The 12,011-nt window shown below is 62.9% G+C and carries 11 protein-coding genes; 3 read left to right on the forward strand and 8 right to left on the reverse strand.

The window, feature by feature from the left end:
• Positions 1 to 592 precede the first annotated feature (592 nt).
• From GBO37_RS03950 to GBO37_RS03975, 6 genes are all read right to left on the reverse strand, one after another.
• Positions 593 to 1,354, reverse strand: coding sequence for a sulfurtransferase (locus GBO37_RS03950; protein WP_045983749.1), 762 nt, complete (start codon positions 1,352 to 1,354; stop codon positions 593 to 595).
• 46 nt (positions 1,355 to 1,400) lie between these two features.
• Positions 1,401 to 2,771: a chromate efflux transporter gene (gene chrA, locus GBO37_RS03955; RefSeq protein ID WP_371927472.1), complete on the reverse strand. Its 1,371-nt coding sequence runs from the start codon at positions 2,769 to 2,771 to the stop codon at positions 1,401 to 1,403.
• A complete protein-coding gene (locus tag GBO37_RS03960; protein ID WP_139086134.1) occupies positions 2,768 to 3,586 on the reverse strand; it encodes a sulfurtransferase/chromate resistance protein in 819 nt (272 codons plus the stop codon). Before GBO37_RS03960 ends, chrA begins: the two co-directional genes overlap by 4 nt.
• 260 nt (positions 3,587 to 3,846) lie before the next feature.
• Positions 3,847 to 4,494, reverse strand: a complete 648-nt coding sequence (locus GBO37_RS03965) for a transmembrane anchor protein (RefSeq protein ID WP_252927336.1) — start codon at positions 4,492 to 4,494, stop codon at positions 3,847 to 3,849.
• A 13-nt stretch (positions 4,495 to 4,507) separates the two neighbouring features.
• On the reverse strand, positions 4,508 to 5,242 hold the full coding sequence (locus GBO37_RS03970) for a HupE/UreJ family protein (protein WP_045983729.1): 735 nt from the start codon (positions 5,240 to 5,242) through the stop codon (positions 4,508 to 4,510).
• Between the two features lie 58 nt (positions 5,243 to 5,300).
• Complete coding sequence (locus tag GBO37_RS03975) at positions 5,301 to 5,633, reverse strand: hypothetical protein (protein WP_139086132.1); 333 nt, start codon at positions 5,631 to 5,633, stop codon at positions 5,301 to 5,303.
• Between the two features lie 96 nt (positions 5,634 to 5,729).
• Here GBO37_RS03975 and GBO37_RS03980 point away from each other — a divergent pair, with 96 nt between their 5' ends.
• Both GBO37_RS03980 and GBO37_RS03985 read left to right on the forward strand, forming a co-directional pair.
• Positions 5,730 to 5,987 carry a metal-sensing transcriptional repressor gene (locus GBO37_RS03980; protein ID WP_045983727.1) on the forward strand — a complete coding sequence of 86 codons (258 nt, stop codon included), beginning with the start codon at positions 5,730 to 5,732 and terminating at the stop codon, positions 5,985 to 5,987.
• A gap of 9 nt (positions 5,988 to 5,996) precedes the next feature.
• Entirely contained in the window at positions 5,997 to 7,310 is a 1,314-nt protein-coding gene (locus GBO37_RS03985; RefSeq protein WP_045983726.1) for an MFS transporter, read from the forward strand.
• Between the two features lie 167 nt (positions 7,311 to 7,477).
• Here GBO37_RS03985 and GBO37_RS03990 read toward each other — a convergent pair whose 3' ends face one another.
• Complete coding sequence (locus GBO37_RS03990; RefSeq protein ID WP_139086128.1) at positions 7,478 to 9,961, reverse strand: heavy metal translocating P-type ATPase; 2,484 nt, start codon at positions 9,959 to 9,961, stop codon at positions 7,478 to 7,480.
• A 165-nt stretch (positions 9,962 to 10,126) separates the two neighbouring features.
• Here GBO37_RS03990 and GBO37_RS03995 point away from each other — a divergent pair, with 165 nt between their 5' ends.
• On the forward strand, positions 10,127 to 10,315 hold the full coding sequence (locus GBO37_RS03995; RefSeq protein ID WP_045983724.1) for a heavy-metal-associated domain-containing protein: 189 nt from the start codon (positions 10,127 to 10,129) through the stop codon (positions 10,313 to 10,315).
• Positions 10,316 to 10,373: 58 nt separating this feature from the next.
• Here GBO37_RS03995 and GBO37_RS04000 read toward each other — a convergent pair whose 3' ends face one another.
• On the reverse strand, positions 10,374 to 11,786 hold the full coding sequence (locus GBO37_RS04000; protein ID WP_256479704.1) for an IS66 family transposase: 1,413 nt from the start codon (positions 11,784 to 11,786) through the stop codon (positions 10,374 to 10,376).
• Positions 11,787 to 12,011: the final 225 nt, after the last annotated feature.

Genomic DNA, 12,011 nt, shown 5'->3' on the forward strand with positions numbered 1-12,011 from the left:
GTCCGATGGCCACCATTCGCGTCGATGCTGTCTTACGGTCGTGATGCTGCTTTCCAAAAAGGTGTGGTGATCACAGTAGCCGCCGATCGCGATCGCAGCCTGTAAGTGTCAAGCAAAAATGTCATTTTGACCTTTTGTCGGACCAAAAGGTCATACTGCTTTCCTAGGTAGGCAAACGCAGTGACATGCAGCAGTTCCAAGCTGCAACGCGGATCAAAGAATGCCCGCCTCCCCTGCCCCTTTTTCAGAGTGTTCAAAAACGATCGTTTCTGAGCATGGCGCATGGGAGGTCATTGCTCCATTGAGTAGGTACCTCCTAAGGCGATAAGTAGCTAAGGAAAGCTGCAATGCCATTTTATCTTACATTATAGAATTATTAGCTAACAGACTTACAAAACTGGAATATTTTCTTCTGCCCCCGGAAATATCCCCGAAATATGTGGATAACTTGGGGTTGCGGCCAAACGATAGCGATGACCAAGTCTTGTGTAATGTAACATAATTGCGGTTACTGGGTATTATGATACCTTAGTGGAAGCTAGGTTTCCGCGTTTCATCAGTCCCTCATGCGATGAAATTCACGTCGGAGGGGCTACTCCAACGGACAGCTCTCATCAGCGGCCCAGTCCCCAAAGCTGAGGTAATAGACCCGTACATCTTCCTGCCCCGCCGCGACTGCTGCCAACGCTGCCAAGGCTGCACGCCCACCGCCCTGGCAGTGGGTCACAACAGGAGCGCCGCTGCGCACCCCCGCGTCAGCCAACATCTGCGCAAGCTCGGACGCCGGACGCAGATGACGTCCGTCAAGCAAATCCCGATGATCGAGATGCGCCGCGCCGGGTAGATGCCCGCCGCGCTTGTTTCCCTTCAGGTCTTCGCCTTCAAACTCCGCTGCCGTCCTGGCATCAAAAATCTGCACTGATGGCAAGGCAACTTTCAGCTCCTGCCGCCCGACGAGGCCGACCGCCCCCGCGCCGGGGCGCAGGTCGGGCGCGGAGGTTCCCGGCGTTGCCTGCGCGGGAAGCCTCCCCAGATCTGGAAGGCCACCATTTAGCACTGCAGCGGGCAGCCCAAAATACTGAAGGATGAACCAGACGCGAGCCGCCTCCGTCATGCCTCCGTCGTCTAAAACCACAGTCAGGGCATCCTGCGTCAGGCCTAGTTGCCTGATCTGGTCCTGCCAATATGCGACATCATCAAACCCCGTATCACTCTGCTTGGCGGTGGCGATCCAGTCGTGGATCGGGACGACCGCCATACCGGCGGGTCGCTCCTCTGCTGTGGGGACGTAAAGAAGACGCAAAGGCCCCAGATCAGCCAGTTGAGCCGCGGCAACGATGGGCGAATTGCTCATGGGGTCATGTCCTTTTTCAGAATGTCCGGTGTCAGACTAGGCGCCATCAGACAACTCCAGCCAGCCTCAGGAACAGTCCCGCGAAGGCACAGATCGCCAGCACAGTGACGGCGTCCAGCTTCAAGCGGAACACGGCCAGGATTGCGACGATGACCAGCGCCAGCGCGGCGACATCCAAGGTTCCCCAGACCGGCAAGTCCAGGTCCAGCCCCATCGCGTCCACCGGGCGCAGCCGGTCGAACAGCACATGCAGCCCGAACCACAGCGCCAGGTTCAGGATCACCCCCACCACCGCCGCCGTCACCGCCGTCAGCGCCGCCGTCAGGGCGTGGTTGTCGCGCAGGCGTTCGATGAAGGGCGCGCCCAGGAAGATCCACAGGAAGCAGGGCAGGAACGTGACCCAGGTGGTCAGCAGCCCGCCCAGTGTCGCGGCCAGCAGCGGCGGCATACCGCCCGCCTCGCGCAGCGCGCCCATGAAGCCCACGAACTGGGTCACCATGATCAGCGGCCCCGGCGTGGTTTCCGCCATGCCCAGCCCGTCCAGCATCTCTCCGGGCGCCAGCCAGCCATAGGTCTCGACCGCCTGCTGGGCGACATAGGCCAGGACGGCATAGGCGCCGCCGAAGGTCACCACCGCCATCACGCTGAAGAACCCGGCGATCTGCGAGAACACGTTTTCCGGGCCGAGGATCAGGAACAGCGCCGCCACCGGCACCAGCCACAGCCCCAGAAACACCGCCGATATGCGCGCCGCCCACCCGGCGCTGACACGGGTATGGTCGGGCGTGCCCTCACCCAGCAGGGTGTCGGCATCGGCCACCTGGGTGCCGCCCATCTTGCTGTGCCCGCCCCCGCCTTGGAACGCTGCCAGACCCGCACGGGCGCCGACGAAGCCCACCAGCGCTGCCGTGAGGATGATGACTGGAAACGGCACGCCAAAGGCGAAGATCGCTAAGAACGAGGCCGCGGCGATGCCGATCATCGTGCGGTTCTTTAGCGCGCGCGACCCGATGCGGATCACCGCCTGCACCACGATGGCCAGCACCGCGGCCTTGAGGCCGAAGAACAGCCCCTCCAGCACGCCGGTATTGCCCCAGATCGCATAGATCCAGGACAGGCTCATGATCGCCACGACGCCGGGCAGCACGAACAGCAACCCCGCGATGATGCCGCCAAGCGTCCGGTGCATCAGCCAGCCGATATAGACGGCCAGCTGCATGGCCTCGGGGCCGGGCAGCAGCATGCAATAGTTCAGGGCGTGCAGGAACCGCCGTTCGCCCAGCCATTTCTGTTCCTCGACCAAGATGCGGTGCATCAGCGCGATCTGGCCCGCAGGGCCGCCGAAACTCAGCAGACCGATCCGCGCCCAAACACGGGTGGCCTCGGCTAAGGTCGGATAGGGGCGGGTCTGCATCATTCTGCCCTCGGCTTGTTGGTGAGCCAGTTATGGGTCTCGCCGGTCGCATCACGCGCCCACCGATAGAGCGCGTCATAGACCAGCATCCCCGCCTCCAACTGTTCCAGATCGTCGACATACATGCGCGACAGGCCAAGGGAGACGGCCAGCAGCCCCGCTGCTTCGGGTGCCAGGTCCAGCCGTGCCGTATCGGCAGCCCGAACGATCACGGCCAATCGGTCCAGCGCCGGAACGGACAGGCCCAGCTCAGCCAGCATCACGTCGAAACTGCACAGATCGCCCCTATGGCTGAAGAAGACGTCCTCGATGTCGAAGGGCGCGGCCTCATGGCGCTCGGCGACACCCGAGACTTCAGCCGGGGCCACAAACAGGATCACTGCGCGGGGATCGACAAAGCGGCGGATCAGCCAGGGGCAGGCAATGCGGTCGATTTTCGGTCGTGCGCGGGTGACCCAGACCGTGCGGCCCTGCCCGTCGCGCGGCGGCAAATGATCTGTCTGGATCAGCAGCAGACCCGCCTCTCGCCACGCGACAAAACCACCCTCCAGGTATTCGGCCGGGCGGCCTTCGGCGCGCAGCCACGCCGCAGCGCCCTGACTGCGGCGATGACCTGCCTGGCAGAGCACCAGCACGGGACCCGGCGGCAGCGGTGGGAGATCAGCCAAGGCACGGTCATCCGCTCGGATGGACCCCGGCACTAGTCGGGGATCGGTGGCAAAATCGCTATCGGACCGGACATCCAGAATGACCGGGGCGCGGGGCGTACCGATGATCCGGGCAAGCTTGTCGACGGAAATTGCATTGGGCGCAGGCATGGGCGTTCCTCCCGTGAAGGTTTCAGTGGAACGCGAACTTCAGCTGACGCCTCGTGGGGCGGTCGCAGGCCCCATGCGCAAGGAAATAGAATGTGATCGCGAGGAAGGTCAAGATAGCAGATCGATGTTGTACCATGCGGTGCGGTGCAGCCTTTGGGCGGTGGCACGTCCCTGCCGGTTTTCACAATGGTTACATATGAATAGTGCCGCAGGAAGAATGAGGCAGCCATTCGCGTCGATCACGAATGGCTGCCCGAGGCTCAGTAGGTTTCGACGACGGCGCTGTAATCGCCGCGCACATTGATGGTCATGGTGATCGGTGTGCTGTCGCGGTTTCGCCAGAACCAGCCGTGATCACCGGCGAAGGGCGCCTCGATGCTGCCCTCGCCGTCGGTCGCGCCAGCGCCGCGCTCATAGTCGATGGACTCGCCACCGTTATGGGCATGGAGATCAAAGTTGACCCGGCCGCCTTCAGCGGTCCATGCGTATTCAGCCACGTCTCCAGCCGTCATTGTCAGCTTGATCTCGGCCGTGTCGCCCGGCTCCAGCGTGAAGGTCACGGTGTCCGTCCAGGTGTCCTGCGCCTCTTGCGCATGGGCCGTGCCGACGAACAGACCCATGACACTGTCCAGAACGCTCGACGTCTGGTCCTGAGAGGGCTGCTGGGTGGCACGCTGCTCGTCCAGCAGACGATCCGCTTCGGCTTCGGCAGCAAGCTGGACCTTGATTTCGCCCATCTCGGTCAGGCCGATGACCCGGCCGATCCCGGTGGGGTCGATAGCGTATTCAGCAGGAAGATAGACGGTGACCGCGATCACCGCCGCACCGATGCTGGCCAGGATCGTGGAGCGGCGCAGTTGCGCCTTGGTGGGCAGCTCGTCGATGTTGGGTTTAGGTGCATTGTGCATGGGAATATCCAATCTATGCAGAGGTGGAAGCGATGTAGCCGGCGACCTGATTGAAGGTCAGCCAGATGCCCAGGACCATCATCACCACGTTGGCGATGGTGGCCTGGCGCAGGAAGTTGGGGCTGCGACGCCAGTAGCCCATGACGATCAGGATCACGGCCAAGGCCAGCAGTTGGCCGACCTCGACGCCAACGTTGAAGGCCAGCAGGTTGGCCAGAAGCCCATCCTGCGGGATGTCATAGTCGAGGATCTTCGTGGCCAGGCCCGTGCCGTGGAACAGGCCGAAGATCAGCGTGGCGACCTTGGTATTAGGCTGGAACCCGAACCATTTCTGGTAGGCGCCAAGGTTGTCCAGCGCCTTGTAGACCACGGACAGGCCGATGATCGCGTCGATGATGTAGGCGTTGATGCCCCAGCCATACCAGACTCCAAGAAGCATGGTGACCGAATGGCCGATGGCGAACAGGCTGACATAGATGCCGACATCCTTCATCCGGTAGAGGAAGAACACCACGCCCAGCAGGAACAGGATGTGGTCGTAGCCGGTCACCATGTGCTTGGCGCCAAGGTAGATGAAGGGGATGATCTGCACCCCCCAGATTTCCTGGATATAACCTGCGTCACCGGCGGTGACGTTATGGGCAAGAGCTTGGGCGGCCGTCAGCAGGACTGCCGCCAGCAGGATCAGGGTCAGCGCGACCGGTTGGCGTGGTGCCAAGGCGCGCAGGACCCCCAAGGTCGAGGTCATGGAAAAGTCTCCGGTAAGGGTCTGTCTGTTCGGATACGCCGCGCGGTGGCGGCATCGATCAGGCCCGCGGAGGTCGCTCGATCAGATAGACCCGCTGCGGTCCGTCCCATGACGCCCGCAGCCGGAACGTATCGCGCCAAGCCACCCTTGGGTGCGCACCGGCGCCGGGGACAAGCATGGCCTGGCTGTGATCATGGTCGGCCACGTCATGGCTGTGACCGTGCAGCGCCCAGAAAAGATCCTCTTCGAACCCGTGCGAGTGGCCGTGATCAGCGATCATGTCGGTATGCTCGGCCACCACTTCGAAGATGTAAGGGACATGGCTGGCGCTTGGCGCAAGGGACCAGATGACAAGCGACAGACAGACGAGTGCTGAAAGCACGCTATGCATCAATGTCCGAACCTGTTTCACCGGCCTGCCCGTCATTTCGCGGCGCGCTGATCACACCGTCTTGTTCTATCCCCCAGGGGGGGATAGCCTGACTGTATGTCACACCCGCACGTTCACGCAACCCACCCCGCCCTCGTCGCCCGGCTGAAACGTGCCGAAGGTCATCTGCGCCATGTCATCGGCATGATCGAGGGACAGCAGCCCTGCCTCGACATCGCCCGCCAGCTGGCGGCGGTGGAAAGTGCTGTGACCTCTGCCAAGCGGGCGCTCATCCACGATCATATCGACCACTGCCTGGTCCACGACGCGGCGGAGACACTGGACGAGATGAAGGCGATCACCAAGCTGCTGTAAGGACACTCCATGCTGGCCATCCTGCGCGACCGCACCTATCGTCATCTGCTCGCGGCGCAGGTGATCGCGCTGCTGGGCACCGGGCTAATGACCGTGGCCCTGGGCCTTCTGGCCTACGATCTAGCCGGGGCGGATGCGGGGGCGGTGCTGGGCACCGCGCTGGCGATCAAGATGATTGCTTATGTCGGCGTCGCGCCGGTGGCGCAGGCATTCACGGATCGCCTGCCGCGCCGGTCGGTGCTTGTCGCGCTGGACCTGGTCCGGGGGGCCATTGCGCTGTGCCTGCCCTTCGTGACCGAGATCTGGCAGATCTACCTGCTGATCTTCCTGCTGCAGGCCGCGTCAGCCGCATTCACCCCGACATTCCAGGCGACCATTCCAGACATCCTGCCCAAGGAGGAGGATTATACCCGCGCCCTGTCGCTCTCGCGCCTTGCCTACGATTTGGAAAGCCTCGTCTCGCCCATGCTGGCGGCGGCGCTTCTGAGCGTCATCAGCTTTCACAGCCTGTTTGCAGGGACGGTCGTTGGGTTTTTCGCCTCGGCTGCGCTGGTCCTCAGCGTCCGTCTGCCCCCACCGCAGCCAGCGGCAAGGCGCGGGGTCTGGGACCGGACCACGCGCGGCATCCGCCTCTATCTGGCGACCCCGCGTCTGCGCGGATTGCTGGCGATCAGTCTGGCCGTCGCTGCGGCCGGATCGATGGTGATCGTGAACACGGTCGTGCTGGTCAAGGCAGGGTTCGGTCTGTCGGAGCCAAAGGTGGCACTGGCGCTGGCCGCGTTCGGTGCGGGATCGATGATCGCCGCCCTGACCCTGCCGCGCCTACTGGACCAGCTGTCGGACAGGCCGGTGATGATCGCTGGTGCTGCCGTCCTTATCGTCGGAACGGCTGCCGGGATCGCCGTGGGCAGTTATGGCGCGCTGCTTGCCCTATGGCTGATCCTGGGCTTCGGTTATTCTGTCGCGCAGACGCCAGCGGGCCGTTTGCTGCGCCGCTCAGCTCATCCGGAAGATCGTCCTGCGATTTTTGCCGCTCAGTTCGCGCTGTCTCATGCCTGCTGGCTGATCTGCTATCCCCTGGCCGGATACCTGGGCGCCCGCGCGGGCATGACAGCCGCGTTTGCTTCCATGGCGATCATCGGGCTCATCGGGCTGGCCTTGGCATGGCGTCTATGGCCTGCGGGTGATCCGACGGATGTCGCGCATGATCATTCGGACCTGCCCACGGATCATCCGCATCTGCGTGAGCATGGAGGAATGGGGCGGCATCACCACCCCTTGGTGATCGACGATCTGCACAGGCGTTGGCCTGTGGGTCTGTGAAGTCGACGCAGTAAGAGCGCCATGAGTTAAGCATCGTAGCACGGTCACGTTGAAGCGCATGGCGAATGCCGGGGCTACCGGCCAGCAAGATCAGGGGGGTCGCCCATAGCTGCGGATCATATTGGCAAAGACCCGGGCCTCTGGAAGGCCCCGCTCTTTAGAGGTTTTCAGACTTCATGCAACACTGCAGGTGAATAACGCTTCAGCCGAAGGGCATTTCCAAGGACAAAGACGGACGACAGCGCCATGGCCCCGGCCGCAAAGACTGGTGACAGGAGGATACCAAAGCTCGGCCACAACACACCCGCCGCTACCGGAATCAGGGCAGCGTTGTAGGCGAAAGCCCAGAACAGGTTCTGCCGAATATTACGCATAGTGGCCTTGGACAGCGCGATCGCGTCCGACACCGCGGTCAGACGGCCGGTCATCAGCACCACATCGGCCGCCTCGATCGCGATATCGGTGCCCGTGCCGACGGCAATTCCGACATCGGCTTCGGCCAAGGCCGGCGCGTCGTTGATACCGTCGCCAACATAAGCGACGGAGCCTAGTGCCTGAAGACGCTTGACTGCCGCCACCTTTCCGTCGGGCAGCACCTCGGCCACGACCTCGTCGATACCCAGCTGGCGCGCGATGGCCTGCGCGGTGCGGGCGTTGTCGCCGGTGATCATGGCGACCTTCAGGCCCAAGGCATGCAGGGCGCGGATGGCCTGCGGCGTCGTCTCCTTGATCGGATCAGCCACAGCCAGGACCGCGGCCAGACGGCCATCAATGGCTGCGTAAAGCGGGGACTTTCCCTGATCGGCCAGCCGCGCCGCAATCTCGGCAAAGGGTGCTACGTCCAGACCCAGTTTGCTCATGAAGCGGTCAGCGCCGATCTCGACCTTTTCAGTTCCTGCCTTCGCCTGGACGCCAAAACCGGTCAGCGACGTGAACCCCGTCACATCGGGCAGTGTAAGGCCCTCTTCCGTAGCCGCCGTAACAATGGCGCGCGCAATCGGGTGTTCGGACTTCGCCTCCACGGCGGCAACAGCTGCCAGCACGGGAGAGCGGTCAAATCCAGGGGCGAGGTTTAGGTCGGTCAGCCGGGGGCGCCCTTCGGTCAACGTTCCGGTCTTGTCAAAGGCCACGACGCGAACGTCCTGAAGGGCCTGCAACGCCTCTCCCTTCCGGAACAGAATCCCCAGCTCTGCGCCCCGCCCGGTGCCGACCATGATCGAGGTCGGTGTCGCAAGGCCCATCGCGCAGGGGCAGGCGATGATCAGCACCGCCACGGCATTTACGAGTCCAAAGGTCAGTGCAGGTTCAGGGCCGAAGATCAGCCAGACGGCAAAGGTCAGCGTCGCCAGAACCATCACCGCTGGCACGAACCACATCGTCACCCGGTCCACTAGAGCCTGGATTGGCAGCTTGCCGCCCTGAGCGGCCTCGACCATGCGGATGATCTGGGCCAGCATGGTGGCGTCGCCGACAGCAGTGGCGCGAAAGGTGAAGGCCCCGGTCTGGTTGACGGTGCCGCCGGTGACAGCGTGGCCGATGGTCTTTTCCACCGGCAGGGGCTCGCCTGAAATCATGCTCTCATCGATCCAGCTGGTGCCATCGATCACGTCGCCATCGACCGGCACCCGCTCGCCTGGACGGACCTCGATGAGGTCCCCCGGCCGCACGTCGGCAATCGGCACTTCAATTGCCGTCTCCACACGGACCACGCGGGCCGTCTTGGCCTGCAGACCGACAAGCCGCTTGATCGCCTCGGAGGTCCGGCCCTTGGCGCGGGCCTCAAGATACCGACCCAGCAGGATCAGGGTGACGATGACCGCCGCCGCCTCGTAATAGACATTCACGGTGCCCGCGGGCAGCAGGGCGGGAGCGAAGGTGGCAACCAGCGAGTAGCCATAGGCGGCCGATGTGCCGACCGCGACCAGGCTGTTCATGTCCGGTGCCAGCCGGGCCAGCGCGGGAAATCCTTTGGTGTAGAACCGCCGCCCGGGGCCGAGCAGCACCGCCGTGGTCAGGGCGAACTGCAGATACCAGCTGTTCTGCATGCCGATGGTGTTCATCACCGCCATATGCACCCACGTGAACAGGTGCGAGCCCATCTCAAGCAGGAAGACGGGCAACGTCAGCGCAGCGGCTATCCACAGGTTGCGCTTCAAGGCCGCTTCCTCAGCAGCCTTCCGATCCGTAGCCGCATCAGAAACTGCCGAGGCCGAGACACCGATCCGCGCCTCATAGCCGACACCGTCAATTGCGCTGATCAGATCTGCGGGATCAGCTAAACCAGTGACAAGTGCTCGTTCGGTGGCTAGGTTGACCGTGGCCCCTGTCACGCCCGGCACGGATTTCAGGGCGCGTTCCACCCGGGAGACACAGGACGCACAGGTCATCCCCTCGATAGCCAGATCGATTGCGGGGGAGCGGACGTCGTAGCCGACAGTCTCGACCGCCTTGACCAGCGCCGCACGATCCAGATCCAAACCAGTGATCTCGGCCCGCTCTGTGGCGAGGTTGACCGACGCCGTCTCGACTCGCGGCACCGCTTTCAGCGCCCTTTCCACTCGTCCCACACATGACGCGCAGGTCATCCCCTCGATATTAAGGACGACTTTCGATTGCAGGTCAGGCTGCATATTCTTGACGCTGACGTTCATGACGGATCACTCTCTGAAGCTTGCTCCGTTGACCCAAATAGGCGTTCCCATCATGGGAGGGTCAAGCGTCAAAGCTAAAAAATAATAACACGCTCCTGTATTGACCTTACCAACGTTGGAATCCCTAATTCAAATCCCGTGAGATTAGTGCTCAAGGAGGTTCCCATGCAGTTCCACATTGAAACCATGACTTGCGGCGGTTGTGCGCGCGGCGTCACAAAAGCCATCCACTCCGTTGATCCGTCCGCAGATGTGAAAGCCGATCCCGCAACGCACACGGTCAGGGTCACCTCGACTGCTCCGCGCGAGCAGCTCGTCGCCGTACTGACGGATGCCGGCTTCGCACCGGCATAAGGGGCTAAATGCCGAAGGCCCTTTCGGAAGGAAGGGCCGTAAGCGTCCGGTCTAACCGCTACCCGTTCCAGTGCCATGGCAGCAGTTCATCGATCTTGGTGATCTTGTAGTCCGAGATGCGCGTAAGAGTGTCGGCGAGCCAAGCCTGTGGGTCGACACCATTTAGCTTGGCCGTTTCGATTAGGGTGTAGGCGATGGCGGCGGCCTTGCCGCCTGCCTCGGAGCCGACAAAGAGGTAGTTTTTACGGCCGAGGGCGACGGCGCGCATGCCACGTTCGGCAGCGTTGTTGTCGAGTTCTAGGATGCCGTGGTCGAGGTATGGGCGCAGGCGTTCCATTCTGGTCAGGGCATATCGGATAGCCGCGGCCAGCGGGGATTTGCCAGAGATCGTGGTGAGTTGCATGGCCAGCCATCGCTCCAGGTCGTCAAAGACCGGGGCCGCATGGGCGCGTCGCAATTCGGCGCGGCGTTCAGGTGGCGACCCTTTGGCCTGTTTCTCGACGGCATAGAGTTGAGCTATCCGGCCGATGGCCTCTTCTGCAATCGGGGAGCCTTGCGACCTGTGGATGTCGACGAACTTGCGCCGGACATGGGCCATGCAGGCGACCTCGCGGATGGCGCCGGAGCGGTAGAGATCCTCGAATCCGGCATAGCCGTCGGCATGCATCCAGCCGCGGAAGCGGGCGAGGTGATCCTTGGGGTGCTGGCCTTTCCGATCTCCCGAGAACCGATACCAAGCCGCCGGTGGCGCGGTTCCTGCCCACGGCCGTTCGTCGCGGGCATAGGTCCAGAGGCGTGCCGTCTGGGTCTTGTCGGTGCCGGGGGCGAGCATTCGCACCGGCGTGTCATCGGCGAAGATCGCTTCGGCCGACAGGACGTGGCGGCCAATGGCGTCAGCCAAGGGCTCCAGCAAGGCCGTGCTCTTGCCGACCCAGTCTGCCAGCGTGGAGCGATCCAGATCGAGCCCCTCACGGTCGAAGATCTGGCTTTGGCGGTAGAGCGGCAAGTGGTCGGCATACTTGCTGACCAAGACATGGGAGAGGAGGCCCGGCCCCGGGCGACCGCGCTCGATCGGGCGCGAGGGCAGCGGGGCTTGCACGAAGCGTTCGCAGCACGAGCAGGTCAGCCGAGGGCGGACGATCCGGTTCACGATGAAGCGCCCGGGGACGTATTCCAGCTCTTCCGTCACATCTTCCCCGATCCGGCGCAGGCAGCCGCCGCAATCGGCACAGGCATCGGAGCTAGGGGTCAGTTCCACTTCCATCCGCGAGATGTGGTCCGGGATCGGACGACGCTTGGGTTTGTCCTTCTCCTCGATGTCGGGCAGCTTCATCCGCGCCGTCATAGCAGCGGCAGCGATCTCGCTGGTCTCGAGGGCAAGCTGAAGCTGTTCCACCGTCTCGGACGATGCCCCGAACCGATGGGCGCGGTGACCGGCCAGTTGATGGGTAAGACCGCATGTCTTTTTCATCGGCCCGCGCGTGATGGATCAGCCTGTATTCTGATCGCATGGCGGCAGGTGCCGTCGTTTTTGCGATGGAGAAAGGCATGACGAGCGAACAGTCAACGATCTATGTTGGAATCGACGTTTCCAAGGACAAACTCGCGGTTGCGATAGCCGGTGGTGAACGTCGTGATGACGTCCTGAGCCTAGGCACGTTCGAGAACACTCCTGCCAGTGTCAGCAAGCTGCTGA

The organism is Paracoccus sp. 08, from assembly GCF_024105395.1.
In the GTDB taxonomy this organism is placed as follows: Bacteria; Pseudomonadota; Alphaproteobacteria; order Rhodobacterales; family Rhodobacteraceae; genus Paracoccus; species Paracoccus marcusii.

Excerpts from the sequence above, each read along its gene's own strand:
- chrA (WP_371927472.1), bottom strand. The coding sequence starts at position 2,771 with ATGATGCAGACCCGCCCCTATCCGACCTTAGCCGAGGCCACCCGTGTT.
- GBO37_RS03950 (WP_045983749.1), bottom strand. The coding sequence starts at position 1,354 with ATGAGCAATTCGCCCATCGTTGCCGCGGCTCAACTGGCTGATCTGGGG.
- GBO37_RS04000 (WP_256479704.1), bottom strand. The coding sequence starts at position 11,786 with ATGAAAAAGACATGCGGTCTTACCCATCAACTGGCCGGTCACCGCGCC.
- GBO37_RS03980 (WP_045983727.1), top strand. The coding sequence starts at position 5,730 with ATGTCACACCCGCACGTTCACGCAACCCACCCCGCCCTCGTCGCCCGG.
- GBO37_RS03990 (WP_139086128.1), bottom strand. The coding sequence starts at position 9,961 with ATGAACGTCAGCGTCAAGAATATGCAGCCTGACCTGCAATCGAAAGTC.
- GBO37_RS03970 (WP_045983729.1), bottom strand. The coding sequence starts at position 5,242 with ATGACCTCGACCTTGGGGGTCCTGCGCGCCTTGGCACCACGCCAACCG.
- GBO37_RS03960 (WP_139086134.1), bottom strand. The coding sequence starts at position 3,586 with ATGCCTGCGCCCAATGCAATTTCCGTCGACAAGCTTGCCCGGATCATC.
- GBO37_RS03965 (WP_252927336.1), bottom strand. The coding sequence starts at position 4,494 with ATGCACAATGCACCTAAACCCAACATCGACGAGCTGCCCACCAAGGCG.
- GBO37_RS03985 (WP_045983726.1), top strand. The coding sequence starts at position 5,997 with ATGCTGGCCATCCTGCGCGACCGCACCTATCGTCATCTGCTCGCGGCG.
- GBO37_RS03975 (WP_139086132.1), bottom strand. The coding sequence starts at position 5,633 with ATGCATAGCGTGCTTTCAGCACTCGTCTGTCTGTCGCTTGTCATCTGG.
- GBO37_RS03995 (WP_045983724.1), top strand. The coding sequence starts at position 10,127 with ATGCAGTTCCACATTGAAACCATGACTTGCGGCGGTTGTGCGCGCGGC.